The sequence below is a fragment of the Streptomyces sp. PKU-EA00015 genome (genome assembly GCF_013387495.1).
GTDB lineage: Bacteria > Actinomycetota > Actinomycetes > Streptomycetales > Streptomycetaceae > Streptomyces.
This window is the reverse complement of the sequence record NZ_JABZEE010000002.1, coordinates 281,785-305,470: the sequence shown is the minus strand read 5'-3', so window position 1 is coordinate 305,470 and position 23,686 is coordinate 281,785. Positions and strand designations below refer to the sequence as shown.

At 68.5% G+C, this 23,686-nt stretch carries 31 protein-coding genes; 23 read left to right on the top strand and 8 right to left on the bottom strand.

Annotation, left to right across the window (positions count from 1 at the left end; all coding sequences use genetic code 11):
- Positions 1-29: 29 nt before the first annotated feature.
- Genes HW130_RS03010 through HW130_RS02990 form a run of 5 tightly spaced genes read left to right on the top strand, consistent with a single transcriptional unit; the run spans position 30 to position 3,393 of the window.
- Positions 30-617, top strand: coding sequence for a hypothetical protein (locus HW130_RS03010; RefSeq protein ID WP_177147770.1), 588 nt, complete (start codon positions 30-32; stop codon positions 615-617).
- A gap of 15 nt (positions 618-632) precedes the next feature.
- Positions 633-1,589 carry a phage major capsid protein gene (locus HW130_RS03005; RefSeq protein ID WP_177147769.1) on the top strand — a complete coding sequence of 319 codons (957 nt, stop codon included), beginning with the start codon at positions 633-635 and terminating at the stop codon, positions 1,587-1,589.
- Positions 1,590-1,615: 26 nt separating this feature from the next.
- Positions 1,616-2,605, top strand: coding sequence for a glycosyltransferase family 4 protein (locus HW130_RS03000; protein WP_177147768.1), 990 nt, complete (start codon positions 1,616-1,618; stop codon positions 2,603-2,605).
- Between the two features lie 9 nt (positions 2,606-2,614).
- Positions 2,615-3,031 carry a hypothetical protein gene (locus HW130_RS02995; protein ID WP_177147767.1) on the top strand — a complete coding sequence of 139 codons (417 nt, stop codon included), beginning with the start codon at positions 2,615-2,617 and terminating at the stop codon, positions 3,029-3,031.
- Positions 3,031-3,393 (top strand): hypothetical protein, encoded by a 363-nt coding sequence (locus tag HW130_RS02990; protein WP_177147766.1) that lies wholly within the window; start codon positions 3,031-3,033, stop codon positions 3,391-3,393. The genes HW130_RS02995 and HW130_RS02990 overlap by 1 nt, the downstream gene beginning before the upstream one ends.
- On the opposite strand, the gene HW130_RS02985 is transcribed toward HW130_RS02990, so the two are convergent.
- Positions 3,390-3,710: a DUF4429 domain-containing protein gene (locus tag HW130_RS02985; protein WP_177147765.1), complete on the bottom strand. Its 321-nt coding sequence runs from the start codon at positions 3,708-3,710 to the stop codon at positions 3,390-3,392. The two genes, HW130_RS02990 and HW130_RS02985, sit on opposite strands and share 4 nt — an antisense overlap.
- Before the next feature lie 27 nt (positions 3,711-3,737).
- Between HW130_RS02985 and HW130_RS02980 the strand changes: the two genes are divergently transcribed.
- From HW130_RS02980 to HW130_RS02905, 15 genes are all read left to right on the top strand, one after another.
- On the top strand, positions 3,738-4,049 hold the full coding sequence (locus tag HW130_RS02980; RefSeq protein ID WP_256355796.1) for an HK97 gp10 family phage protein: 312 nt from the start codon (positions 3,738-3,740) through the stop codon (positions 4,047-4,049).
- Positions 4,049-4,432, top strand: coding sequence for a hypothetical protein (locus HW130_RS02975; protein ID WP_177147764.1), 384 nt, complete (start codon positions 4,049-4,051; stop codon positions 4,430-4,432). Before HW130_RS02980 ends, HW130_RS02975 begins: the two co-directional genes overlap by 1 nt.
- A gap of 70 nt (positions 4,433-4,502) precedes the next feature.
- A complete protein-coding gene (locus tag HW130_RS02970) occupies positions 4,503-5,090 on the top strand; it encodes a phage tail protein (RefSeq protein WP_177147763.1) in 588 nt (195 codons plus the stop codon).
- 91 nt (positions 5,091-5,181) lie between these two features.
- Positions 5,182-5,514 (top strand): hypothetical protein, encoded by a 333-nt coding sequence (locus HW130_RS02965; protein WP_177147762.1) that lies wholly within the window; start codon positions 5,182-5,184, stop codon positions 5,512-5,514.
- 113 nt (positions 5,515-5,627) lie between these two features.
- Positions 5,628-5,921, top strand: coding sequence for a hypothetical protein (locus HW130_RS02960; RefSeq protein WP_256355795.1), 294 nt, complete (start codon positions 5,628-5,630; stop codon positions 5,919-5,921).
- Between the two features lie 21 nt (positions 5,922-5,942).
- On the top strand, positions 5,943-9,995 hold the full coding sequence (locus tag HW130_RS02955; RefSeq protein WP_177147760.1) for a hypothetical protein: 4,053 nt from the start codon (positions 5,943-5,945) through the stop codon (positions 9,993-9,995).
- Positions 9,996-9,998: 3 nt separating this feature from the next.
- On the top strand, positions 9,999-12,233 hold the full coding sequence (locus tag HW130_RS02950; RefSeq protein ID WP_177147759.1) for a hypothetical protein: 2,235 nt from the start codon (positions 9,999-10,001) through the stop codon (positions 12,231-12,233).
- Positions 12,234-12,243: 10 nt separating this feature from the next.
- The gene (locus tag HW130_RS02945; RefSeq protein ID WP_177147758.1) at positions 12,244-13,335 is read left to right on the top strand and encodes a DUF5047 domain-containing protein; all 1,092 of its coding nucleotides are present in this window, start codon (positions 12,244-12,246) and stop codon (positions 13,333-13,335) included.
- Positions 13,332-13,943 carry a hypothetical protein gene (locus tag HW130_RS02940; RefSeq protein WP_177147757.1) on the top strand — a complete coding sequence of 204 codons (612 nt, stop codon included), beginning with the start codon at positions 13,332-13,334 and terminating at the stop codon, positions 13,941-13,943. Before HW130_RS02945 ends, HW130_RS02940 begins: the two co-directional genes overlap by 4 nt.
- Positions 13,944-13,954: 11 nt before the next feature.
- Complete coding sequence (locus HW130_RS02935) at positions 13,955-14,548, top strand: hypothetical protein (protein ID WP_177147756.1); 594 nt, start codon at positions 13,955-13,957, stop codon at positions 14,546-14,548.
- Between the two features lie 62 nt (positions 14,549-14,610).
- Positions 14,611-15,663 (top strand): N-acetylmuramoyl-L-alanine amidase, encoded by a 1,053-nt coding sequence (locus HW130_RS02930; protein WP_177147755.1) that lies wholly within the window; start codon positions 14,611-14,613, stop codon positions 15,661-15,663.
- A 7-nt stretch (positions 15,664-15,670) separates the two neighbouring features.
- On the top strand, positions 15,671-16,021 hold the full coding sequence (locus HW130_RS02925) for a hypothetical protein (protein WP_177147754.1): 351 nt from the start codon (positions 15,671-15,673) through the stop codon (positions 16,019-16,021).
- 12 nt (positions 16,022-16,033) lie between these two features.
- Positions 16,034-16,381: a hypothetical protein gene (locus HW130_RS02920; RefSeq protein ID WP_177147753.1), complete on the top strand. Its 348-nt coding sequence runs from the start codon at positions 16,034-16,036 to the stop codon at positions 16,379-16,381.
- Positions 16,382-17,042: 661 nt separating this feature from the next.
- Positions 17,043-17,201 carry a hypothetical protein gene (locus tag HW130_RS02910; RefSeq protein WP_177147751.1) on the top strand — a complete coding sequence of 53 codons (159 nt, stop codon included), beginning with the start codon at positions 17,043-17,045 and terminating at the stop codon, positions 17,199-17,201.
- Positions 17,202-17,287: 86 nt separating this feature from the next.
- Entirely contained in the window at positions 17,288-18,097 is an 810-nt protein-coding gene (locus HW130_RS02905) for a recombinase family protein (RefSeq protein WP_177147750.1), read from the top strand.
- A 24-nt stretch (positions 18,098-18,121) separates the two neighbouring features.
- On the opposite strand, the gene HW130_RS02900 is transcribed toward HW130_RS02905, so the two are convergent.
- The gene (locus tag HW130_RS02900) at positions 18,122-18,388 is read right to left on the bottom strand and encodes a hypothetical protein (protein WP_177147749.1); all 267 of its coding nucleotides are present in this window, start codon (positions 18,386-18,388) and stop codon (positions 18,122-18,124) included.
- 450 nt (positions 18,389-18,838) lie between these two features.
- On the opposite strand from HW130_RS02900, the gene HW130_RS36635 reads away from it, so the two are divergent.
- Positions 18,839-19,603, top strand: a complete 765-nt coding sequence (locus tag HW130_RS36635) for a phage antirepressor KilAC domain-containing protein (RefSeq protein ID WP_177147748.1) — start codon at positions 18,839-18,841, stop codon at positions 19,601-19,603.
- Positions 19,604-19,682: 79 nt separating this feature from the next.
- On the opposite strand, the gene HW130_RS02890 is transcribed toward HW130_RS36635, so the two are convergent.
- The 3 genes from HW130_RS02890 to HW130_RS02880 all read right to left on the bottom strand — a co-directional run bounded on the left by HW130_RS02890 (position 19,683) and on the right by HW130_RS02880 (position 20,833).
- The gene (locus HW130_RS02890) at positions 19,683-19,967 is read right to left on the bottom strand and encodes a hypothetical protein (RefSeq protein ID WP_218183037.1); all 285 of its coding nucleotides are present in this window, start codon (positions 19,965-19,967) and stop codon (positions 19,683-19,685) included.
- A gap of 170 nt (positions 19,968-20,137) precedes the next feature.
- Positions 20,138-20,329 carry a hypothetical protein gene (locus HW130_RS02885; RefSeq protein ID WP_177147746.1) on the bottom strand — a complete coding sequence of 64 codons (192 nt, stop codon included), beginning with the start codon at positions 20,327-20,329 and terminating at the stop codon, positions 20,138-20,140.
- Between the two features lie 156 nt (positions 20,330-20,485).
- Positions 20,486-20,833 (bottom strand): DUF6233 domain-containing protein, encoded by a 348-nt coding sequence (locus tag HW130_RS02880; protein WP_177147745.1) that lies wholly within the window; start codon positions 20,831-20,833, stop codon positions 20,486-20,488.
- 45 nt (positions 20,834-20,878) lie between these two features.
- Between HW130_RS02880 and HW130_RS02875 the strand changes: the two genes are divergently transcribed.
- Positions 20,879-21,103, top strand: coding sequence for a hypothetical protein (locus HW130_RS02875; protein ID WP_177147744.1), 225 nt, complete (start codon positions 20,879-20,881; stop codon positions 21,101-21,103).
- 107 nt (positions 21,104-21,210) lie between these two features.
- Positions 21,211-21,609, top strand: coding sequence for a DUF6221 family protein (locus tag HW130_RS02870; protein ID WP_177147743.1), 399 nt, complete (start codon positions 21,211-21,213; stop codon positions 21,607-21,609).
- 2 nt (positions 21,610-21,611) lie between these two features.
- Here the strand turns inward: HW130_RS02870 and HW130_RS02865 are convergent, their stop codons facing one another.
- The 3 genes from HW130_RS02865 to HW130_RS02855 all read right to left on the bottom strand — a co-directional run bounded on the left by HW130_RS02865 (position 21,612) and on the right by HW130_RS02855 (position 23,684).
- Positions 21,612-21,806 (bottom strand): hypothetical protein, encoded by a 195-nt coding sequence (locus tag HW130_RS02865; protein WP_177147742.1) that lies wholly within the window; start codon positions 21,804-21,806, stop codon positions 21,612-21,614.
- Between the two features lie 114 nt (positions 21,807-21,920).
- Complete coding sequence (locus HW130_RS02860) at positions 21,921-22,181, bottom strand: helix-turn-helix domain-containing protein (RefSeq protein WP_177147741.1); 261 nt, start codon at positions 22,179-22,181, stop codon at positions 21,921-21,923.
- A 480-nt stretch (positions 22,182-22,661) separates the two neighbouring features.
- Positions 22,662-23,684: an agmatine/peptidylarginine deiminase gene (locus HW130_RS02855; RefSeq protein ID WP_177147740.1), complete on the bottom strand. Its 1,023-nt coding sequence runs from the start codon at positions 23,682-23,684 to the stop codon at positions 22,662-22,664.
- Between the last annotated feature and the right edge of the window lie 2 nt (positions 23,685-23,686).

The following is a 23,686-nucleotide window of genomic DNA, read 5'->3' as shown; positions in this document are numbered from 1 at the left end:
TTTCTCAGCCCCAGGAGGGCGACATCGCTATGCCCGAAGAGACGCAGGAAGTAGAGCCCGTCGAGGAGCCGCAGGAGCCCGAGACCGCCCCGGAGGCGGAAGGCACCGAAGAGGAGCCGTTCGACAGGGCGCGCGCTGAAGCGAAGATCAAGAAGGCGAACAGCGAGGCGAAGAGCCTGCGCGAGCGCCTGAAGGAGCTTGAGCCGCTCGCCAGGAAGGCGAAGGAGCTCGAGGACGCGCAGAAGTCGGAGCAGGAGCGGCTCACCGAGCAGCTCACCGCCGCCGAGGAGCGGGCCGCAAAGGCCGTCCGCACGGCGGTTGGCGCAAAGGTCGAGGCCCTCGCCTCAGCGGACTTCGCCGACCCGGAGGACGCCGCCGGCGCCCTCGATCTCGCCGCTTACGTGGACGAGAACGGGGCCATCGACACCGACGGCATCAAGCGTGACCTCGCGGACCTCCTGAAGCGCAAGCCGCACTGGGCCAAGCCTTCCGACACCGGTCCTCGCCGTCCGGCGCCGGACCGCACGCAGGGCTCATCGGGCAACGGCAATCGCACATCTTCCGATCCCGGCGAGATCTTCGCCGGGCTCATGACTCAGGCCCTGAAGGGCCGCTGAGAGAGGTAGCCCTCCATGGTTGCAACGAATCCGATCAAGCTGAGCGACGTCGATGCGACGTTCCTCCCCCCGACCCTGACCGGCCCGATCTTCGAGAAGTCCGTCGAGCAGTCCGCCGTCATGTCGCTGGCCCGCCGGGTGCCGCTGTCGATGTCCGCGAACACGGCCGTGCCGGTTCCGCTGGACGTTCCGACCGCAGACTGGGTCGAGCAGGCCGGCCGCAAGCCCCTGGGTACGGGCGGCGTTGACATCAAGACCATGACCGGCAAGAAGATCGCCGTTCTCATCCCGGTGGCCATGGAGGTCGTGCAGTCCAACGCTGCCGGCCTGTGGACGCAGCTGAGGTCCGACCTGCCGACCGCGTTCTCCCGCGCCTTCGACCGGGCAGCGATCCACGGCAAGACCATGAAGGGCGCCACCGGTCCCTTCCCGGACTACCTCGCCGAGACGACCAAGTCGGTCACGATCGGTACCGCATCGCAGGCCACCGGCGGCATCTACAAGGACATCGTCAACGGCATGCGGGAAGTCGTCACCGACGACTGGGACTACACCGGCACCGTCGCCGACCACCGTCTCCAGCTGGACCTGCTCGGGGCGACCGACACCACCGGCCGTCCGATCTTCGTCGAGACCCGGGATCCGGGAATGGACATGGCACTGGCCGGCTCGCTGGTCGGTAACCCGCTTGCCTACTCCCGCGCCGTGTCCGGCAAACTGCGCCGCCAGTCCGGCACGGTCGACACCGGCCTCCGCGCCATCGGCGGCGACTGGTCGCAGACCGCCTACGGCGTCGGCATGGACATCACGGTGCGGATCTCCCGTGAGGCGACGTACATCGACGAGGACGGCGGCGTGCACAGCGCCTTCCAGGAAAACCTGGTGCTCCTCCTGGCGGAGGCGTACTACGGGTTCGTCCTCGGCGACGTCGAGGCGTTCGTCAAGTACCTGGCGGCGGGCGGCAGCTCGTGACGCAGGGCGGGAGGGGCAGTCGGGCGATGCGGCTCGTCGCCCGGCTGCACGGCTACCCGCCGCGCCACAACGCCGGCGCCGAGTGGATGGTCCACTCCATGCTCCGTGCTCTGGTCGAACGCGGTCACGACGTGGCGGTGTGGCTGTCCCGGTACACCGACGACCGGGAGGCCTACGACCTGGACGGCGTGCGAATCGTCCCGCTGCAGACGCGCCTGGATGCCGCCACCGCGATCCGGCAGGCCGACGTGGTCGTCTCCCACCTGGAGAACGTTCCGTCGGCCGGCGCGCTGGCCCGCGGCTACGGCAAGCCTCTGGCGGTGGTGTGCCATAACACGCACCTGCCCAGCTTCCGACAGATGGCTTCAGGAAGCACGGCGCTCGCGGTCTACAACTCGCAGTGGATGGCGCGCGAAGCTGAGCTGTTCTTCGCCGAGTACCCGAAGGGCATCAGGCCGAAGTCGTCGCTGATCGTGCGGCCTCCAGTGTTCGCGGAGGAGTACCGCACGAAGCCCGGCGACAAGGTGACCCTCATCAACTGCAATCTGGAGAAGGGCGGCCAGCTGTTCGAGAAGCTGGCCCGGCGTATGCCGGACGTGCAGTTCCTTGCTGTCCGCGGCGCCTACGGGGAGCAGATTCTGCCAGACCTTCCGAACGTGGAGATCCTGGGGCACCTGTCGGGCCACGAGATGCGGGAGAAGGTGTACAGCCGCACGAAGGTGCTGCTGATGCCGTCCTCGTATGAGTCGTGGGGGCGCGCTGGAGTCGAGGCGCTGGCTAGCGGTTTGCCCGTGGTCGCCCACCCCACGCCGGGGCTGTGCGAGTCGCTGGGAGAGGCGGGCGTCTTCGTCGACCTTCACGACGCCGACGGATACGAGTCGGTGATCCGGAAGCTGCTCAGCGACCCGGCCGAGTATCGGCTGGTATCGAAGCGCGCCAAGGCCCGGAGCGCGGAGCTGGATCCGACCGCAGACTTGGCGACCTGGTGCGACGCCGTTGAGGCCCTGGCCCCATAGGAGGCGATCATGGCGTTCGTGCCCCCGACCGCCGAGCAGCTCGGCATGTACCTGGGGCTCCCAGAGATCGACGGGGACCGGGCGGATCTGCTGATCACACAGGCCGTTTCGCTGGCCGAGTCGGTGGTCAAGCCACTGCCCGACCAGGCGACGGCCGTCGTGCTGTCGGTCGCCGGCCGGGCCTACGTGAACCCTCAGCAGGTGTCCTACGAGACGATCGGCCCCATGTCGGTACAGCGGCCGTCCGGCTCGGGCGGTCTGTATCTCACGAAGGCCGACAAAGCGGCTCTCAAGTCGCTGGCCGGCCGCGGCGGAGCGTTCACGGTGGATCCGACGCCCGAGGACGCGGACCCGACGCCGACGTATCCGATCGATGACACCTACGGCCCGGGCATGGAGTACGAGCCGGGCTGGGGGTGGATCTGATGCCCGCCCCGTACCCCTTTGGGGAGACGGTGCGCATCCTGCGAACTGGCACCTCGCCGGGCCGAGATCCGCGCGGGCAGCCGCTGCCCGGCCCGGACGAGTCGTTCGACCTGAAAGGGTGTGTGGTGACGCCCAGGGCGGAAACGCCCTCGGTCGGCGGGGACCAGCAGCAGGCCCGGGACACGGTCATCGTCGGCTGGACGGTGTACGCGCCCGCCGGCAGCGACGTGCGCACCACGGATGGCGCGCTGATACGCGGTGTCCGATGCGAGATCACCGGCGAGCCCGGCGACTGGGGACAGAATCCGTTCACCGGGCTGGAGGGCCCGGTGCAGTTCGCGGCAGACCGGGTGACCGGCTAGCCGCGAGCTTGCTCGATCGCCGCCAGCAGCTTCGCGGCCGCGTCGTTGCTGCGATGCGGGATGGACAGGCTGTGTGGGTCGTCCTGGTGCGGACGTCCACCTGCGAGGAGGCTCTTCTCCTCTTCGGCGGGTGCGCTGCCCGGGAGGACGACCTGCACGTAGCCGTGGAAGAGGCGGCTGGCCGGCTTGAGCCGGGTACCAGTGATGTCCGCGGCGCGGATGCGGAAGTCGCGCTGCTGGGCGCCGACTTGCTTCTTCGTGATGGTGATCCATTCGCCGTCGAAGTGGATGGATCCCTGTACGCCCTTGACGTCCATGCCGCCCCCAAGTGAGTAGAGGTGGTCATGATGCCCGCACGGTTCAAGATGTCCAAGAGGGGTGTCGGGCAGCTGCTGCGGTCGCCGATGGTCCTGTCGGAGATGGTGCGCAGGGCTGAGGTCATCAAGGGTGTGGCGGAGGGGATCGCGCCCGTCGACAGCGGCACCTACAAGTCCTCGTTCTTCGTGCAACCGGTGCCACGGGGCGGGCGTCGCCGGGACCGTGCGGTCGCGATCGTCGGCAACCGGGCGCCGCACGGCGCACATGTGGAGTACGGAACCGAGCGCGTCACCGCTCACCACGTTCTGCTCCGGGCTGCTCAGGCTGGTGGCCGCTGATGGTCGACATCGAACTCGAGCTGATCGGATGGCTGCAGCAGCGCCTCGGCGCCGGTGTCGTCGTCCGTGACGAGACCGACAACAACCTGGCCAGCGAGTTGCCGACGGTGCAGGTCGAGGGTGTCGGTGGTGACGATGACGGCTTCCGGCTGGACCGGCCGCTGGTCGATATCAACGTCTATGCCGCCACGCGCGGCGACGCCATCGCCCTGGCCGGGCAGATCAAGACGATGATCCTGCACCAGCTCCGCGGTTCGACGACCGCGACCGCGGTCTTCGGCAGAACCGGCACCATCTCGCTGCCCGCCGTCCGCCCTTACGAGAACACGGCCCTGCGCCGGGTCGGGGCGACCTACGAGATCTTCTGTCACCCGGTCGACTGACCGGCCGGGGCCCGCGCCAAGCCCTGCTGTCCCGCCCGTGCGCGGGCTTCACCCATGTCTGGAGAACATCATGGTTCTGATCACCCGCGCCGCGGACCTGACGATGGTCGGCGCCAATGGCGGCGGCTGGGTCGCCCCCACGGGCACCGCGGCCCCTGATTCGCCGCTCACCCAGCCCCCGTCTCCTTGGTCCGCACTCGGTGCGATCTCGGACGACGGTCTGGTCAACGGCTGGGACGAGGAGTCCCAGCAGTTCACCCCGTGGGGCCTCACCAGCCCGTTCCGCACGCAGATCACCCAGAGCGTGCGGACCTTCGGGCTGACCGTGTGGGAAACCTCCCGTCGGTCGGTGATGTCCCTGCACTACCGGCTCGACTCGACCGAGTTCGAACCCGACGGCCAGGGGATCACCAAGTTCGCGGAGACCGCCAGCCCGACCCCGGACCGCCGCGCGTTCTGGTTCCTTGTCATCGACGGTGACAACTACCGCGGCTTCTACGTGCCGGAAGGCGAGATCAACGAGCGCTCCGACGTCACGTACAAGCAGGACGAGATGTCCGGCTTCGAGTGGACGATCACGACCTACCCGGACGACGCCGGCAACACCGTCTACCACGTCGACAAGATCCCGGTCACGCCGACGGATCCGATGTCCTGAGCTGGATGGGCGGGCCACTTCTGCTGGCGCGGGCCCGGCCCGCCCATCCTTATCCCTTCCGCCCGCGCCATGAACACTGGAGGCCCGCGCCATGACCGCGAAGACCGAAGATGTGACCCCTGCCGAGGCGCAGGAGATCGAAGCCACTGGCCACTACGTGACCGTCCAGCTCGCCGGCAAGGACGTCGAATCCGTACCGGCCGGCGCCTGGCGGCAGTCGACCATGCGGAAGCTCCGCACAGGTGACATGGACGCCTTCCTCGAGGACGTCCTCAGCCCCGACTCCTACGACCTCTACCTCGACCTCGACCCCACCAACGATGAGATCAACACCTTCATCGAGACAGCCAGCGAGGCGTCCGGCGAGACAGTGGGAAAGTCCAGTGGACCCAAGGCGTCGTCGAGGAGCACGCGGAGGCGGTAGAAGCCGACCTTTGGCGCTACTACCAGCGCGACCTCCTCGACGTGCACCGCGGGCAGATGACGTGGCGGCAGCTGCGGGTCCTCATTCAGAACCTGCCGCCAGAGTCGTCCACGATGACCGCCCTGCGGAACGCCATGTCGCCCGAGGAGTACGAGCGGCAGGCCCGCAACGGGAAGCCCGAAGAGGGCCGCTGGTCCATGACGGAGCAGCTGCTGGCCGGGATCACCGACTCGCTGCACCAGCTCGAGTACATCCTCGTCGTCGCGAACTCCGACGGTAAGGGACGTAAGCCGCGCCGGCCTGAGCCGATGCGGCGTCCCGGTGTCGCGCCGAAGCAGCAGCGCGAGCCGATGTCCGATCAGGCGGCCAGCACCCTGTTCAAGATGATCAATGGAGGCGCGGCCTGACGCGCGGAAGGAGGGCCTTCCGTGGCGATCCAGGTGGGGTCTGTCGAGGTCGATGTCGTCCCGAACACCCGGGGCATCTACGCGCAACTGCAGCAGGGGCTGGTGCCTGCCGCCACGCAGGTCGGCGACGACATGGGGCGGGTCATCGCCCGCCGGCTTCAGGCCCGGATCACTCCGGCGATCCGGGACGGCATCAACGCCGGCGCCCGGGCGGCCCGCCCGTCTGCAACCCGGCAGGGGGACGAGACGGCGGGCGCGTTCTCCCGCGCCCTCCGTACCCGGCTTCAGGCCGCGTTCCGGTCGCTGCCGCAGCTTCAGATCGGTGCCGACACGTCCGAGGCGGACTCCGATCTGCAGGCGCTGCGTGTCCGTATGGAGACGCTGGCCAACAAGCGGATCGGCATCGACATCGACGCCGCGGCGGCCAAGACCGAGATCAGGGCGCTTGAGGCGGAGCTGACCCGGCTGGGCGCTTCGCACCCGAACGTGCAGGTGCGGGCGGACACTGCGGCGGCCCGAGCCGAGCTGGTGGCGGTGCGGGCACAGATCGACGCTGTGGACGGCAAGCGGGCCCGGATCGACGTGGACACGTCTGGTGCGATCGGTGCCGTCCTGCACCTCACGGCGGCAATCGCCGGTCTCGCGATCATTCCAGCCGTTCCCGTTCTGGTCGCCGGTATCGGCGCCATCGGATCTGCGGCAATCGCCGCCAGCGTCGGGGTCGGCGCCCTGGCCGCCGTGGCTGCACCGGCCTTCGTCGGCATCGCCGGTGCCCTGCAGGCACAGAAGCAGGCACAGGAGGCGGCCACGACGTCGACGCTCCGCGGCGCGCAGGCCGCATCGCAGGGCGCGTCTCGGGCGCTGCAGATGGCCGGTGCCCAGCAAGCCCTTGCCGCCGCCGAGCGTAACGGCGCCCGACAGATCGCGCAGGCCCAGCAGCAGGTACGGCAGGCGAAGACCGCTGTGGCCGACGCAGTCATGCAGGCCGCGCAGCGCAACGCTCAGGCCGCGCGCGCCATCGAGGACGCAGAGCGCAACCTGGCCCGGTCCCAGCAGGACGCCAAGCGTGCGCAGGAGGATCTCACTGACGCCCGTCGGGAGGCGGCGCGTGAGCTCGAAGACCTCAATGCGCAGCTCGCCGGAGCTGAGCTGTCGCAGCGTGACGCCCAGCTCGGTGTACGCGAGGCGCAGGCCGAGCTGAACCGGGTCCGCAAGGCGGGCAGCAAGGCTTCGGCCCTGGACGTTGAGCGAGCCCAGCTTGCCTACGACCAGGCCGTACAGCGTCTGAAGGAGCAGACGACCGAGACGAAGCGGCTCAAGCAGGAGACTGCCGACGCCAACAAGGCCGGCGTCGACGGCTCCGACACCGTGCGTGCCGCGCAGGAACGTGTGGCGCAGGCGCAGCAGCAGGTCGAGGACCGCACCCGAGCGGTGCGGGACGCGCAGGCCGAGGCTGCCCGAACGCAGGTGGAGACGGCCCGACAGGTTGCCCAGGCTCAGGAGCGGGTCAGCGAGGCGACGGCGAATGTGGCTGTTGCCCAGCAGTCCGCGGCGGACGCCGTGGCCAATGCCCAGCGTCAGATCGCCTCCGCGTCGCTGTCCGCGGCCGGGGGCGTGGATCAGGCTGCCATCGCGCAGGCGAAGTACGAGGCCGCGCTGGCGAAGATGACGCCGGCCGCCCGACAAACGTTCAACGCGTTCACGTCGCTCCGGACTGCTTTCGGCGCCTGGTCGCGCAGCCTGCAGCCTGCCGTGATGCCGATTTTCACTCGGGCGCTGAACGGCATCAAGAACAGCCTTCCGGGCCTGACCCCGTTCGTACTCGCTGCGGCCAAGGCGATCGGCAACCTTCAGGACCGCATCTCCCGCGGCTTCAAGTCGCCGTGGTGGAAGCAGTTCAAGAAGGACCTGGCCGGCTCTGTCGGCCCTGCGATCGAGGGGCTCGGCATCAGCTTCGGCCGGATCTTCAAGGGGATGGCGGGAGTCGTCCAGGCCTTTCTCCCGCACATGACCACGATCTCGGGAATCATGCAGCGGATCACGGGCCGGTTCGCGAACTGGGCAACCAACCTGAAGGGCTCGCCGCAGTTCGAGAAGTTCCTCTCCTACTCGGCAGAGATGGGCCCGGTGGTGGCTCGCGCGCTGGGGGACATCATCGGCGCTGTGCTGCAGGTGGCTAAGGCGCTCGCCCCTGCCGCCACTGTCGTCTACCTCGCGCTGGGGGCCGTCGCCAAGGTGATCGGCTCCATTGCGGAGCATCTTCCGTGGCTGATCCAGCTGATCTACGGGGTCTGGGTGGCGACGAAGCTGTGGACTCTCGCGATGATCGCCTTCAACTTGGTGATGAACGCCAACCCGATCACGCTGATCATCATCGCGATCGTCGCCCTGGTGGCAGCGGTCATCTACGCGTACAAGAACTGGGGTTGGTTCCGCGACATCGTCGACGCCGTCTGGTCCGCGATCAAGACGGCTTCCCTGTGGGTGTGGAACAACGTCCTGAAGCCCGTCTTCAACGGCATCTGGCAGGCCATCAAGCTCGTCGGCGCCGTCGCCCTGTGGCTGTGGGAGAACATCTTCCGCCCCGTCCTGGGCTGGATCGGCGATAAGGCGTCCTGGCTGTGGAACAAGGCCATCAAGCCGGCGTGGGACAACATCCAGCTCGCCATGGATATCGTCGGTAGGGCGATCAGCAAGCTGTGGAAGGACTACGCGCAGCCGATCCTCGGGTGGATCGGTGACAAGGGCAAGTGGCTGTGGGAGAAGGCACTGAAGCCGGCCTGGGACAACATCAAGCGAGGCATCGACGCGGTCGGCAAGTCCTTCGAGACCGCGAAGAACTTCATTCGCACCGCCTGGGACAAGATCCAGGACATTGCGAAGAAGCCCGTGAAGTTCATCATGGAGACCGTCTACAACAAAGGCATTGTCCCCACCTGGAATAAGATCGCGACCGCTTTCGGTGCCAACGAGCTGAAGCCGATCACGTTCCCGAAGGGGTTCGCCCGAGGTGGTGTTCTGCCCGGCACGTCGTCGTGGCGGCAGGGCGATGACCAGCTCGTTCCGATGCGCCGCGGCGAAGGCGTGTACGTGTCCGAGGCGATGCGTGACCCGTATGAGCGGGCCCGTCTGTTCGCCGTCAACCGGGCCGCGATGCAGGGCAAGTCGCTGACCCCGTTCCAGGGCTTCGCGAAGGGCGGCATCTTCGACTGGGTCGGCGACAAGGCATCCGCAGGATGGGACCTGGCGAAGTCCGGGGTGTCGTGGCTGAAGGACGGGCTGCAGGCCTCCGCGATCGCCGGCATGAACAAGGTCGTCAAGCCGCTCATCGACAAGATCTCGGGTTCGGCGTCGCTGTACCGGGACATGATCAGCGGCGTTCCGAAGAGGATGCTGAAGACCATCTTCGGCTACTCCGGCGAGGCCGATAAGAAGCTGAAGGCGGCCGGGATCGGCGGGAAGGGCTACAAGTCCGGCCTGTCCTGGGCGCGCACCCAGCACGGCCTGCCGTACCAGTGGGGCGGCAACGGCAACCCGTCATGGGACTGCAGCGGCTTTCTGTCGGCGATCGAGTCCGTCATCCGCGGGCAGAAGCCGCACCGCCGGTGGGCCACCGGAGCGTTCTCTGGCCGCACGGCCCCAGGTGGCTGGGTGCTCAATCACCGGTCCCCGTTCATGATCGGCATCACGAACGCTGGTGTCGGCCACACGGCCGGCACCATCAACGGGACCAACGTCGAGTCCCGCGGCGGCGACGGGGTGCTGGTCGGAAGCCGCGCCAGGTCGTATCACGACCCGCTGTTCACCGACGTCTACGGGTTCAAGTACGACAGCGGCGGCTATCTCCAGCCCGGAATGAACCTCGCCTACAACGGCACCGGACGGCCCGAGCCGGTCTTCACGTCCGCGCAGGCCAAGGCGCTGACGAGTATGGCCGCCTCACCTGCCGGTGACACGGTCGTCGAAGGCACCCTCGTCCTCGACTCTGGGGAGCTCATGGGCAAGTTTCAGGGCGTTCTGGTCCAGCGCGACCAGGCCCTCATCTCCACTCTCCGCGCCGGCAGGAAGGGGTGACGGATGCCGATCCCCGGGAACTTCCTGTCGGAGACCACGTCGACGATCGACCCGAACACGTCGGGCTGGACGCCGAAGTTCAACTGCACCCTGTCGCGGGGTGTAGGCGGGTCGGCCACGGACGGCTGCCTGCTGGTGAAATCCTTCTCGGCCGGAGAGTGGCAGGCGCGGACGGTCTCGTCGTATGCGGTCACGGCGGGGCAGGAGTACGAAGCTTTCGCGGACGCGTCGGGGGCGACGGTTCCCGAGCGGATCGGGATCCGCTGGCTGAACGTGTGGTCGGCGGAGATGAGTATCACGTGGTCGATGACGACAGCCACGGCGTCGTCGGCGTGGCATCGGATCGCGGTGGCCGAGGTGGCGCCGGAGGGGGCGGCCTACGCCCAGGTCGTCTTCTCCGCCACAACGGCCGCCGCGAACGTCAACCAGTTCTTCGACAACATCTACTTCGGGCTGCCGATCCACTCGCTCGGGAACTTGCTGACGTTCGATGCGGAGTCCCACGACCGGGCCTCCAACTGGCCCCACGTCGCGGGCGCGAACTGCACGATCGCCCGCACGGTGCCGCCCCTGACCTGGTCGCCCACCTTCTACGCGGCTGGCGGGCACACCGCCGCAATGACCGTCACGGCGAACGGCGATGCGCACTTCCGCTGCACCGAACTGGCCCCGGCCACGCCGGGCGAGGAGTACCTGGGCGCGTGCTATCTCAACCCGCCCACGGCGTCGTCCGTCGCATGGGTCGAGCTCCGGTTCTACGACGCGTCTGAGGCGCAGATCCAGGCGACCCGCTCAGAGCTGGCCGCGCCGGGCACCGGCTGGTACTCGCAGCGTGCAAGCGACTTCGCCCCCGCCAACGCGGCCTACGCCAGTTTGGCGTTCGGGCTGACGGGCGCGCTCGCCGGCCAGGTCATGCGCATGGAATTGGCTCACGTCACCGTGGCGCCTGAGCTGCGTGAGGGCACGGTCGTCCCGTACAAGGACGCCAACTTCGAGCAGGGTGTCGGCTCGTGGACTGTGGTGTCGGGTGCGGCCACCATCGCGAGGCTCAATCCGTGGGGCACGGACAGCCTCTACGACTACTACTGCCTGAACATCTCGTCATCGACGGCTACGACGTCGGTGATCCGGTCCGGTAGGTACCCGCTTGGGTCGCTGACTCCGGGCCGGGACTGGACGGTCGAGGCGGGCATGAAAGTCGTCTCCGGGGGCTGGACGCTGACTCGCGGCATCCGCTGGTACGACGCAGCGAACACGGATCTCGGGCTGACGGCGACTGCTGCAGCGGCAGTGCCGACGCCGAACTGGTGGCTGCTGAACGCGGCGCACACGCCGCCGGCGGGGGCGACGCAGGCGGCGATCGAGTACACGCTGACGGCTACGTCGGCGTCGTCGGTGCTGCGCATGGACCGGGTGGCTTTGTGGGAGACGCTGCCGCTGGACGAGGTGGTGGTGCATGCCGAGTCGGCGTCGACGACGGTGACGCTGCGGGAGCTGCCTTCGGCGGATTCGCTCACGGTGTGGCGGGTTCTGGTGGACGGGTCGCGGACTTTGGTCCGCGGGCCGGACGGCCTGGTCGACCGGGTCGACATCACGGACACCGTGGTCGTGCTCGAGGACTACGAGGCGCCGCTGGAGACGGCTTTCTACTACCTGTCCGAGTCTCGCAACTCGAGCGGTGTGGTCACGGCGACTCGCACCACGGACACGGTCACGATCCCGCACGAGGACGCCAACGTGGCGTGGTTGAAGGATCCGGGCAACCCGCAGCGGAACACGGTCGTGCTGGTGAAGTCTGCGCCGTCGTGGCAGCGGCAGATCGGGCAGGCCGAGTACCGGGTCCGCGGTCGCCGCAACTCGGTGACGCATTCGGATGTGCGGGGCGGCCTCGAGGGCGACCTTGTCATCTGGACCCGTACCGACGCCGAGCGGGCCGCGCTGCACTGGCTCCTCGACTCCGGCAACGTGCTGCTGTGGCAGGCCGCGCCCGGGATGGGCGTCTCCGACATGTATGTCACCGTCGGCCAGATCACCGAGGGGCGGATCACCGACTATGCGCCCGAGCAGTGGCGGGAGTGGACGCTGCCGCTGCGGCAGACCGACATGCCGGTCACGGTCGGTGTCGCCGGATCAGCGGGCCGCACCTGGCAGGACGTGCTCACCGAGAACGCGACCTGGGCTGACGTGCTGGCCAAGTACGCGAGCTGGGAGGACGTATTCCTCAACCGGCCAAAGTAGGGGAGGCGTCTTGTATCCATTCTCCGACCGGTTCCTGCCGACTCTCGCCGAATCCCACGCCCCGGTCACCGAGGTCACCCTGTTCCGCACGGACGGGCAGGTCGAGCATCTGGAGCACGTCGGCGGCTCGGTCACTGTGGACCGCGGCAGCCAGACCCGCCGCACCTGCACGGTCACGGTCGCCGACCTGTCGCTGATCCCACGCACCCCGGCGGACAAGGTGGCCACCTACGGCGCGCAGCTGCGGCTGGCCCGCGGCGTCCGCTACTCAGACGGTGCCCAGGAGCTGGTGCCGCTGGGCGTGTTCCGCGTCGACGAGGTAGGAGGGGACGTCGACGAGGGACCCGTCACCATCAGCGGCAAGAGCCTCGAGGCCGTCATCGCGGACGACAAGTTCGTGGCGCCGCACCGGGCGACCGGCAATGCGGTCAACTCGATCACGGCGCTGATCCAGCGGTCGATACCCGACGCGCAGATCGTGTCCACGGTCGCGGGCGCGACGATCGGGGCCCGCACCTGGGACGTCGAAGGCGACCCGTGGGCGGCGATCCTCGAACTCGGGGCGGCGATCGGGGCCGAGGTGTACTGCGACGCGGGCGGGACGTTCGTCATCGCCGAGCTGCCCGACCTGCTGACCGCCACCCCCGTCTGGGAGGTTGCTGCGGGCGAGGGCGGCGTGTACGTGTCCGCCACTCGCAGCATGAGCGTGGACGGCGTCTACAACGGCGTCCTCGCGAGAGGCGAATCCACGGAGACCGGTGCGGGCCCGTTCTCCGATCTCGTCGTCGACAACGACCCCGGCAGCGAGACCTACTGGGGCGGCCCGTTCGGGCGCAGGCCCATGTTCTACAGCTCGTCGACGCTGACGACGACCGGGCAGTGCACCGCGGCGGCAACGCTGCTGCTCCGCTCGGCGAAGGCCCCGAACGCCAGCGCCGACATCAGCACGCTGCCGAACCCGGCATTGGAGCCCGGGGATGTGATCCGCGTCGTCTACCCCGACGGAACCCGCGAGCTCCACCAGGTCGCCTCCTTCAGCGTCCCGCTCGAGGTCGGCGGGGACTTCAGCGTCCAGACCATCTCCGCGAAGGAGGGTTCGTGACCGGCACACAGTCCATGGCGGCCGTGCTTGCCGAGCTCGCCGACGCCCTCCGCGCAGAGACCACCCGGGCAGCCGCCGCCACCCCATCCGTCCGCGGCGCGGACTGGCGGCTCGCATCTGTCGCAACGGTCGGCACCGACGGCACGATCACCACGACCGACGGGATCGTCGCCCGGCGGCGCTCCACCTACGTCTCACCAGCCGTCGGCGACCTGATCACGATCACCGTCTCCGGCGCGGGCAGTTGGATCGCGGACGGGCGCACAGCCCCCGCCAGCACCGCGGGCACGTGGCAGGCGCTCACCTTCTCCGGTACCTGGTCGGCGTGGGGCTCCCCGTACTACTCGCCCGCGTACCGCATCAACGGCGACGGCACGGCCAGTTTGTGCGGCCTCGCGCGCGCCCCGGCTTCGACGACGACCACGTCGACGGTCGCGACGCTACCCGTGGAGGCCCGGCCTGCGGGGAAGGCCAGGTTCCTCACACAGTTGGCGACCGGTGTGCACGGCGCCCTCGACATCAACACGAACGGCACGATCCAGATCATCGACTTCACCGGCACGGCCACGTGGGCCTCGCTCGATGTGGCCCGCTACCGGCTCTACTGAAAGGAGGCGATGTGGCTACTGACGACTACGGGCAGTCCATCACCATCCCGGGCAAGACCAGCCCGCCCGACATCTCCGTCGTCATGGCAGCAGTACAGCTGGTCCTGAAGCGGTCCGTCCTCTCCTTCACTTCGGCGTCCACCCGGAACGCGACCCTGACCTCGCCGGTCGAGGGCATGACGACGTGGCTGCAGGACGTGAACAGGATCGAGGTCTACAACGGGAGCTCGTGGGTCGTGCCGCCGCCGGTCATCACCACCGCGACGACCGGCCTCACCGCCGAGACAGGCTGGTCGGTCAGCAGCTTCATCGGCCGCCGCGCGTCAGGGATCTCGACCGTCGTGGTCCTCATCACCCGCACCGGCGGCACCCTCAACGAGAGCAGCGCCGGCTCCGGCAACCTCTCCCCGGAGCCGCTGATCGGCACCCTCCCGAGCGCGTGGCGCCCGCCCGAGACCATCAACACCTTGTACGCGACCGGCGCCGTCGACGGCGAGGCGATCATCAACGACGCCGGAGAGATCACGCTGAGGACGATCTCCGGCAACGCCGGCATCGGCACCAACGACAACGTGCGAATGATGGCCACCTGGGTCGACGACTGACCTGCCCCGCCACCCGCCCACCAGCCCCGCAGCGTCGGGGCTTTTCTATATCTGGAGACCTGATGGCCACACCCCTGTCCGCTGACAGGCTGCTGAAGGCCCTCCGCGGCGAGGGCCTGCGCGTGGTGGAGGTGCGCTCCTGGCGCACGCACAACCGGAACCACAAGGGCGCGTGGGGCCCGGTGAACGGGGTGATGATCCACCACACCGTGACCCGCGGCGACACGGCGAAGCAGACCCTGGCCAGCGTCGAACTCTGCTACAACGGCCACTCCAGCCTGCCGGGTCCTCTGTGCCACGGTGTCATCGCCAAGGACGGCACCGTCTACCTCGTCAGCGCCGGGCGCGCGAACCATGCCGGATCGGGCGACGACGACGTCCACCAGGCCGTGGTCAACGAGAGCGCCACGCTGCCCGCGGACAACGAGGCGAACACCGACGGCAACCGGCACTTCTACGGCTTCGAGGCCATCAACCTCGGCGACGGCAAGGACCCGTGGCCCGACGCCCAGCTCGAGGCGATCGAGAAGGCGGCCGCGGCGATCTGCCGGGCGCACGGCTGGTCGCACCGATCCGTCATCGGCCACCTGGAGTGGCAGCCGGGGAAGGTCGACCCGCGCGGCTTCGGCATGGACTGGATGCGCGGCCGCATCAAGGAACGGCTCGCACCCGCCCCGCAGCCCAAGCCCGCACCGGCCCCAGCCCCTGCGCCGTCTGAGGAGACCGACATGCCCGTCAACTGGAGTCTCGCCACCGACACCCCGCAGACAGTGCCAGCGGCGAAGTGGACAACGATCCCCATCTCGAGGACCGACCTGCTCACCGGGGCGACCCACTACACGGCGTCCGTACACCTCACCATCGAGGATCCCGTCCCGCTCGGCACCGTGCAGGGCCGCTTCGTCCATGTGCGGCCCGACGGCTCCCGCTGGACCGGGCCAATCGTCGAGCGTATGACCACGGGCGGCGCCAGCTTCATGGACTTCCCGCACGCCGGCTCTGTGGAGCCGACGGAGAAGGTCCGCTTCGAGGTCATCTATTACCCCGGCAACAACGACAGCCCGACGCCGGGCCCGATCACTGCCGCGCGGGTGCGCGGCCTCTACTGGAAGTGAGCCTGCAATGAAGCTCTTCGGACGCGAACCGGTTGTCGTCCTGAACACGCTGGCCGCAGTGCTCGGCCTCATCGTGTCCCTCGGCATCACCAGCCTGACGGCAGAACAGGCCGGCGCCATAGTCGGTGTCGCCACCGCAATCCTCGGCGGCATCGCCGCACTCATGACCCGGCCCGTCGCCCCGCAGGCATTCACGGCCATCGTCGGCGCCGGAGCCGTTCTCGTCGGCACGTTCGGCTACGAGGTGGGGCAGGAAACCGTGGGCGCCATCAACACGGCCGTCCTCGCCGCGCTCACCCTGCTGACCCGCGTACAGGTGTCACCCACGCCGGCACCCATCAAGCCGACCGGCGTCTGATCGGAGCCACCCGTGCAGAACGACCCGACTCTCGGCGAGGTGATGCGACGCCTCGAGGACGTCCGCCAAGACCTCAAGGAGGACTTCCGAGAGCTGGGTGTCCGGCTCGACAGCAAAGTGTCGATGGAGCGCTACCAGCTGGAGAAGGTAGCGAGCGACACCGCCGCGGCACTGCTGATCGAGCGAGTGAAGTCGATCGAGGATGCGCTCGAGCAAGAGGAGAAGGACCGTCGCGCTGAGGCGCAGAAGCAGGCCGACCGCCGCGCACAGGACCGGCGACTGCTGTTCTCCGCCATCGTCGCTCCGATCCTGATGCTGCTCCTGACGGTGTACATCAACACACAGGGGGCGGGCGCATGAAACACAGGACCAGAGCGCTCGTCCACCGTCGGCACGACCTCGTGTTCGCGCTGGCCGTGGCTGTCGGGCTGGCCGGGTTCGCGTTCCTCATCATCACGACGCAGGGCCTGGCGCGTGACCTGCGCGAGGCGAACGCTGCCCGGGACGCGCTGGCCGCACAGGTTCAGCAGCTTGGGGAGAAGCCGGTTGCCGGCCCGCCCGGTTCACGCGGCGAGCCGGGCGAGGGGATCGTCGGACCCAGCGGTCCGCCCGGCCAGCAGGGTGACCCCGGGCCCACGGGGCCGCCTGGTCCCATCGGTCCGGCCGGACCGTCGGGGGAGCCGGGCGCCAACGGCACAGACGGCACAGACGGTGTCGGATCCGCTGGGCCTGCGGGAGAGGACGGTACCGCTGGTGAAGCGGGCCCGCCTGGACCGCAAGGCGAACCCGGTCCCGCGGGACCAGCTGGCCCGGCAGGACCCCAGGGCCCGCCTGGTGAGGACGGAGCCGACGGCCAAGACGGCAAGGACGGGCAGACGTGCCCTGACGGGTACAGCCTGCAGCCTGCGAAGAACGATCCCGACGCGCTCGTGTGCCGGCGGGACGGTGCCGCAGATCCGTCCCCGAGCGGGCCTCTCAGTCTGGGTGTCCTCGCCGCGACCGTCGCGTACAGGAGGCTGACATGAGCGAACTCCCCACGGAGCGGCCTGCGGTGCGGCAGATGGATCAGACGGGCGCGGACGCTGAGACGCTCGTCGACATGGGCGTCCTCGAACCGCAGCCCGAACCAGCCCCACCAGAGCCGATCCCCGAGCCCCCGCTGCAGGAGAATCCTTCCTGACGAAGCCCCTCTCGCCTTCGGGCGGGAGGGGCATTCGCTTGACCTGCACTGTCCCATCTATATCTATAGATGGGTACAATTGACACATGGTCAAGCCTGCAGCGCGCCTCCGACTCGTCATCTGCCGCCGCGTCTCCACCGCCGGGCAAGCCACCGATGGCTACGGTCTCGACGCCCAAGAGCGAGACTGCCGCCGCTGGAACACCAGCGCAGCCGGCGGACACCGGATCGTCCACGTCGTCACCGACGAAGCTCTCACCGGGAAGTCCACGATCGACGAACGCGAGGGCCTCATGGAGGCCATGGAGTGGATCCGCGAAGGACGAGCAGACGGCATCCTCGCCCCGAACCTTGACCGTCTCGCCCGCGAGCTCACCGTGCAGGAAGCCGTCCTGTCCTACGTGTGGGCACTCGGCGGCCGGGCATTCACCGCCGACCACGGCGAGCACCTCGAGGACGACGAGACCGACCCCATGCGCACGGCTATGCGGCAGATGCGTGGAGTCTTCGCTCAGCTCGACCGCGGCCTCATCCGCAAGCGACTCAGGGAAGGCCGCGAGACGAAGGGCGAGTTGGGGGGCTACGCCTACGGCGCCCCGCGCTACGGACAGCGCGCCGAGGACAAGGCCCTCGCTACCGACGAGAGCGAGGCGCGGAACCTGGCGCTGCTGAAGCAGTGGAAGGCGGAGGGCCTCGGAGTGAGGGCCATCGCCCGGAAGGCCAACGAGAAGGGCATCCCGTCCAAGCGTGGCGGCCAGTGGCACCCGAGCACCGTGGCCCGCCTCCTCGACGACGAGGAGCGCAGGAAGAACAACGAGGGCTCTGCCAGGCGCCGCGCCTGGCAGAAGGAGGAGCAGCGCCGTGCCCGCGCCGAGCGGATTCTCGGCAGCAGGTAGCCGCACGTTATGCGCGGCGCGCGGTCACACCTGAGGGACCCCAAGTTCTTCGCACACGCCGTTGTACTCCTTCAGCTTGCTGTCCAGCATCAACTGAAGTTCCCTCGCGGTGGATGCATGTAGGTAATGCTCCACTCCGTGGATGGTGACGAGGACGCACTCGAACTGATCGTCGCCGGTCAGTTCAGCGCTGACGTGGCTCTTGGGCCAGTCGGGCAAGGGCTGCTCGGGTTCGCGGGTCTCGCGGATTAGGCGTTCGCGGTGTGGCTTCCCGGGCTTGACGCGTCCCATCAGTCAGGCTCCTTGCCTTAGGTCTGATCGGTCCAGCCGAGCCGGGGGCAGCGGCTGGCTGCGCCGGAGTCTATCGCTCCCCAGCCGGCCAGCCCCTGCCCTTTGTCAGCCCCTCGTGCCAACCCGGGGGAGCAGCTGAACAGTGGCCGATGCCCGGTGTAGGGAGCTTCCGCGGATGCTCGTCTGTTACTGGGAAACCGTGACACCCGGGATTCGCCGGCTCATAGAGGGGCGGGCGTTCGTGCGAGAAGCGACCGTGCCGGGCCTGCACCAAATTGTGTCGCGCGCGCACGAGTTGACCACTGTCGCACCCCAAGTGGCGGTAACAGCACGTAAGCTTCAGCCCAGTGTCGCGAGCCACACGGCCGCACATGGAACAGCCCCCGCGCGGTGGCACCCGCCGAGGGCCATGAGTTCAAGGAGAGAACCTTGTCCGCTAGAGACACTATCGTGTCAGCAGCAGATGGCAACCACCAAGGGGCGAGTTCCTTCGATGCCATCCGCCGCGAGGACCACGCAGGCGAGTGGTGGTCGGCACGAGAGCTGATGCCGCTGATGGGATACGCACGGTGGGAGGACTTCTCCAACACCGTGATCGCTCGGGCCATCCGCTCCTCGGAGAACACCGGCACCTACTCTGACCAGGCTTTTTCGGCGTTCACCGAACAAGGGACTGGCGGTCGAACCAGGAGCGACTTCCGGCTCAGCCGCCAGGCTTGCTACCTGGTCGCCATGAACGGCGACCCGAACAAGCCGCAGGTCGCCGCCGCGCAGGTGTACTTCACGGAGCAGACCCGCAAAGCAGAGCTCGCAACCACCAAGCCGATGTCCGAGCTGGACATGGCCCGCCAGTACGTCCTCGCCCTCGAGCGCGAGCAGAAGATCAAGGCCGAGCTGGAGGTCGCCGCGCCGAAGGCCGGCAAGTGGGACAAGTTCCTCGCCGCCGACGGACTGATCGGCATGCGCGAGACTGCCGACCTCTTCGGCGTCGACGTGAAGGTCCTCACCGCCTGGCTCGTCGAGATCAACGTGTTCCGGCGGCAGGTGTCTCAGCGGGGCGGTGCTCGGAACCTTCCGCGCAAGCCGCACCAGGACTCCGGCCTCTTCGTCGTGAAGATGGAGATGGCGAACGGCTGGACGTTCCCGACCGCCTACGCCACCTCGAATGGGCTCGACCTCATCGCTGACCTCTGGGACAAGCGCAAGGCGTCCTGACGAGCCGAGCATAAGCCTGCGCCCCGCCTCCACACGGAGGCGGGGCGCGCCCGCCCCTCACCGAGGGCGGGCGTTTGTCCTACATGGCTTCCTGCTGCCGCTCCTTCGCCGCGCGGATGTCGCGCACGCTGGCGGTGAGGGTGCCGTCCTGCTGCTCGTAGTGGGAGAGCGCCAGCCCGAGGCCGAAGAATGTGGGTGCCCATTCGCCGATGAAGATGCCCCACCGGTCGGCACGGGCGATGCCGGCGCCGGGCTCGGCGTTGAGGGATAGGGCCCAGGTGGCGATGGACAGGCCGATGGACATGAAGGCTGCGGTGTAGGCGTGCTCGCTGCGGAAGCCCTTGTCATGCAGCATCTTGATCATCACGTGTCTCCCTGGTGTGTGGGGGCAGGGACGTTCACCAGGGTCACTCGGGTGGCGGACGATCGCATCTGGAGGAGCCGCATGCAGATCCTGCACATGGCCTTGACGCGCCCCCCGAACGCACGAAACGGCCCCGCCACCCCTTCTCGGGACGGCGGGCGTTCGTGCTGCTACTGGCCGGGGTAGTCGGCGTCCTCCTGCGCGGTGGGCAGCTCGTTGTGCCCCTCGGACCAGTGGTTGACCCAGCCGCACTTCGAGCAGGCGTAGCGGCCGTTGACGCCACGGATCTGGGTGCCGCAGCGCTTGCACTCAGTGCGCGTGATCTCCGGGCCGCGGGTCGCTGTCGCTGCCTTCTCGTCCATCCTCGGAACCTATCGTCGTCGGGGGATCGGGCGTATTGGCCCCGCCGCATTGCTGCGGACACGAGCCCGCGCCGGTGAGCGGCGCGCCGCACTTCGGGCAGTTGCCTGCCATCCTCAGACCTCCTTGCGAGACCGAGGGGTGTCTTACCCAGCCTCCTACCCGGGCACCCCAAGCCCGGTTTCGGGCCGGCAGATTTCGCAGGGCTTGATGTCGGGTAGCTCGAGCGCGATGAGCGCTTCGTCGCGGCTGAGCCAGCCCATGGGGTGCTTGTACATGTGGCAGCCGCCGCGGTGGAGGATCGCGTAGTCGTCGGCCTTTGCCCGGGACGGCTCGACTTTCCACGAGTTCCCTTCGCGGGCGGCGCGCTCCCGCTTCAGCGCCGCTGCTTCCGCGGCCTCCAGCTCGCTGATCGTGGCCCGGGTGCGCTCGAGCTGGTAGGCCTGGTACTGCTCCACGATGCGCAGCTTCTGGAGACGGGACAGCTCAGACACAGGCTCGGACATGTGTTCGAGTCTACGGCTGTCGGTCCCGCCTGCCATCCTGGGGGCATGCCCGACCCTGACCTGCAGCGCTACCACCTCGTCCTCACCGTCGACGGCCGGCCAGTGATGCGCGGATGGTGGGCGGACCGGGCAACCGCGGACCGCAAGTTCCTGAGCTGGATCGGCGAGCGTGGCAGCAGAAGCGGGGTCCGCGTCACCCTCACCGACCAGATAGACGGCAAGGAGCTGGCGGCCTGGCCGCAGCAGCCCGGCACTGTCAGCGGCACCTGAGACACTGGGGCATCCCATTCGCGCCGATGGCTGCGGCGCACTCGAAGCCGCCCGTCGGACCCCACCGGGGACAGCGCCCGACGGGCGGGACGCATTCAGGAGGGGCCGTGACTGACGACCTGGTGAAGTTCCTGCGGGCCCGCCTCGACGAGGTGGAGGCGCGGGTGCGTGCACTGCCGGACGGTCCGTGGCAGTGGAAAACCTTCGACGACCCCGAGTCCGACGCGCTAGTCGGGACTGACGGGACCGTGCTTTGCTCGGGTGACGCCGAGGGCTACAAGTCCTGGATCGACCGCCACGAGGCCTTCGATGCCTACCTCCAGGACATTCATCCGGCCCGCGTCGTCGCCGAAGTCGACGCCAAGCGGCGGATCATTGAAGACTGTGAAGGCATCATCGTCGGGTGGCACCACGAGGAGTCCAAGGAGTTCGCCCGCGACGTCCTCCGCAACCTCGCCGAGGTCTACGCCGACCACCCCGACTACCGGGACGACTGGCGGCCGTAGCCCTAGCCCTCCGGGTGCCTGACGCGCCGCTTCAGCTCCATCTCCACCGCCAGCCGGTCCTGTCCCGTCGCCTCAGCGTGCGCAGCCACCGCAGCCAGCACCGCCTCCGCCGTACCCACCGACAGCGTGCCGGCCTGGATCTCGGCCCACGCCGCACGCTCCAGCTCAAGCAGCTCGTCGTTCAGTTCGATCGCCACGAGCGGAGCTTAGTCGGCCGGTTCACACCGGGTGTGAACGGCTCACCCCTCCCCCTCGATCCCGCTCGGTGTAGCGACCATCAGTCCGGGCATGCGATCTGGGTGAGCTGCCGGTCAATCCCCCCGACCGGCAGCCTCACAGCCTTCGGGAATGAGCTCGCGAAGCGGCAGCTCCAGGGCGGAAGCGATGAGGAGAAGGTGGCTGAATCGTGCATCGTTCTGACCCAGCTCGATCCGCTGAATGGTGGAGCGGTCGATGCCGGCCCGCTCGGCGAGCTTCTCCTGGGTGAGGCTGGCGTCTACGCGGGCCCCCGCGATGCGCCGACCTAGCGCTTGACGGGCGGTAGAGATCCATTGCGGTTGGTCGGCGAGCACTCGACAAACGCTCGACCGTCGGTGATCTTAAGTCAGCAGCTACTTTGAGGCTAATTTCGATCTTGAAAACACCAGGTGAATAGGAACACAAGTTCGAACCACTTGGGCTCTGAACCTTTCGGCATATGCCAGAAGCCGCTTCAATGAGTACCGAGCTGGTCACCGACCGACGCGCCGATGACCGGCTCGCGTCGCCGACGGCCGCCCGCCCTTCGAGCACCCCCGGAGGGCGGGCGGTCTACCTAGACAACGAGTTGTCGCGCCTCATGCGGGACTTGCTCGTTGAGCAGAACGGCCAGGGCGGGGGCGGTCGCACCTCCCCAGGTACACCCCCGCCCTGGTCCCCAAAGCTTGCCACCCTCAGTCCGACTGGAGGAATGGGAGACGAATGGGAGATGATCAAGGTGAACGTGAGCTAGCTCCAACCAACTAGGGCTAACTAAATCCGCGTTTCCGCAGGTCAAAACCGCAGGTCGCAGGTCAGACGCATACCTGCGGCTGCTGCTGCGTGATGCAGTGGATGCCGCCGCCGCCCGCGAAGATCGTCCGCGCGTCCACGAGCGTGACCGTACGGTCCGGGTAGAGCCGGCGGAAGATGCCCGCCGCGATCTCGTCCCGCGGGTCGTCGAAGGCGCACAGCACCACGCCGCCGTTGCAGACGTAGTGATTGATGTACGAGTAGTCGACCCACTCGCCGTCCTCGTCGCGCAGCACCGTCGGCGCCGGGACCTCGACGACCTCGATCCGGCGGCCCCTGGCGTCGGTCTGCGACTTCAGGAGCTCGACGTTCGCCTTGCAGATCTCGTGGTCGGGGTGGGCCGGGTCGGGCTGGGTGTGGGTGACGACGACACCGGGACCGGCGAACGCGGCGACGATGTCGACGTGGCCGCGGGTGCCGTACATGCCGTAGTCGCCGGTGAGGCCGCGCGGCAGCCAGATCGCCTTCGTCGTGCCGAGACGGGCGTGGATCTCGTTCTCCACCTGCTGCCGGGTCCAGCCGGGGTTGCGCTCGGGCCCGAGCTGGACGGTGTCCGTGAGGAGGACCGTGCCCTCGCCGTCGACGTGGATCGCGCCGCCCTCGTTGACCAGTGGGGAGGCGTGGACGGGTACGTCCGCGAGGTCGGCGACATGACGGGCGATCTTGGAGTCGTGCTCCCACCGGGCCCAGTCCGCCGCGCCCCAGCCGTTGAACACCCAGTCCACCGCGGCCAGTCGGCTTCCGTCGGTGACGAAGGTGGGGCCGATGTCGCGCATCCACGCGTCGTCCAGGTCCCGTTCGACGACCTCGATGTCCGGGCTGAGCAGGTCACGGGCCGAGGCCGAGTGGCCGGTGCCCGCGATCACGGTGACCGGTTCGAAGCGGCGTACGGCGCGGGCCACCGCGGCCCAGGCGGCGCGGGCCTCGGCCAGCTCGCCGTCGTCGGCGAACGTGGGGTTGGGGCCGGGCCAGGCCATCCAGGTGCGCTCGTGCGGGGCCCATTCGGCCGGCATGCGGAAGGTCACGT

What these genes read in the sequence shown, in the direction of transcription:
- HW130_RS03010 (WP_177147770.1), top strand. Translation starts at nt 30, where the DNA reads ATGCCCGAAGAGACGCAGGAAGTAGAGCCCGTCGAGGAGCCGCAGGAG.
- HW130_RS03005 (WP_177147769.1), top strand. Translation starts at nt 633, where the DNA reads ATGGTTGCAACGAATCCGATCAAGCTGAGCGACGTCGATGCGACGTTC.
- HW130_RS03000 (WP_177147768.1), top strand. Translation starts at nt 1,616, where the DNA reads ATGCGGCTCGTCGCCCGGCTGCACGGCTACCCGCCGCGCCACAACGCC.
- HW130_RS02995 (WP_177147767.1), top strand. Translation starts at nt 2,615, where the DNA reads ATGGCGTTCGTGCCCCCGACCGCCGAGCAGCTCGGCATGTACCTGGGG.
- HW130_RS02990 (WP_177147766.1), top strand. Translation starts at nt 3,031, where the DNA reads ATGCCCGCCCCGTACCCCTTTGGGGAGACGGTGCGCATCCTGCGAACT.
- HW130_RS02985 (WP_177147765.1), bottom strand. Translation starts at nt 3,710, where the DNA reads ATGGACGTCAAGGGCGTACAGGGATCCATCCACTTCGACGGCGAATGG.
- HW130_RS02980 (WP_256355796.1), top strand. Translation starts at nt 3,738, where the DNA reads ATGATGCCCGCACGGTTCAAGATGTCCAAGAGGGGTGTCGGGCAGCTG.
- HW130_RS02975 (WP_177147764.1), top strand. Translation starts at nt 4,049, where the DNA reads ATGGTCGACATCGAACTCGAGCTGATCGGATGGCTGCAGCAGCGCCTC.
- HW130_RS02970 (WP_177147763.1), top strand. Translation starts at nt 4,503, where the DNA reads ATGGTTCTGATCACCCGCGCCGCGGACCTGACGATGGTCGGCGCCAAT.
- HW130_RS02965 (WP_177147762.1), top strand. Translation starts at nt 5,182, where the DNA reads ATGACCGCGAAGACCGAAGATGTGACCCCTGCCGAGGCGCAGGAGATC.
- HW130_RS02960 (WP_256355795.1), top strand. Translation starts at nt 5,628, where the DNA reads ATGACCGCCCTGCGGAACGCCATGTCGCCCGAGGAGTACGAGCGGCAG.
- HW130_RS02950 (WP_177147759.1), top strand. Translation starts at nt 9,999, where the DNA reads ATGCCGATCCCCGGGAACTTCCTGTCGGAGACCACGTCGACGATCGAC.
- HW130_RS02930 (WP_177147755.1), top strand. Translation starts at nt 14,611, where the DNA reads ATGGCCACACCCCTGTCCGCTGACAGGCTGCTGAAGGCCCTCCGCGGC.
- HW130_RS02925 (WP_177147754.1), top strand. Translation starts at nt 15,671, where the DNA reads ATGAAGCTCTTCGGACGCGAACCGGTTGTCGTCCTGAACACGCTGGCC.
- HW130_RS02910 (WP_177147751.1), top strand. Translation starts at nt 17,043, where the DNA reads ATGAGCGAACTCCCCACGGAGCGGCCTGCGGTGCGGCAGATGGATCAG.
- HW130_RS02905 (WP_177147750.1), top strand. Translation starts at nt 17,288, where the DNA reads ATGGTCAAGCCTGCAGCGCGCCTCCGACTCGTCATCTGCCGCCGCGTC.
- HW130_RS02900 (WP_177147749.1), bottom strand. Translation starts at nt 18,388, where the DNA reads ATGGGACGCGTCAAGCCCGGGAAGCCACACCGCGAACGCCTAATCCGC.
- HW130_RS02890 (WP_218183037.1), bottom strand. Translation starts at nt 19,967, where the DNA reads ATGATCAAGATGCTGCATGACAAGGGCTTCCGCAGCGAGCACGCCTAC.
- HW130_RS02885 (WP_177147746.1), bottom strand. Translation starts at nt 20,329, where the DNA reads ATGGACGAGAAGGCAGCGACAGCGACCCGCGGCCCGGAGATCACGCGC.
- HW130_RS02880 (WP_177147745.1), bottom strand. Translation starts at nt 20,833, where the DNA reads ATGTCCGAGCCTGTGTCTGAGCTGTCCCGTCTCCAGAAGCTGCGCATC.
- HW130_RS02875 (WP_177147744.1), top strand. Translation starts at nt 20,879, where the DNA reads ATGCCCGACCCTGACCTGCAGCGCTACCACCTCGTCCTCACCGTCGAC.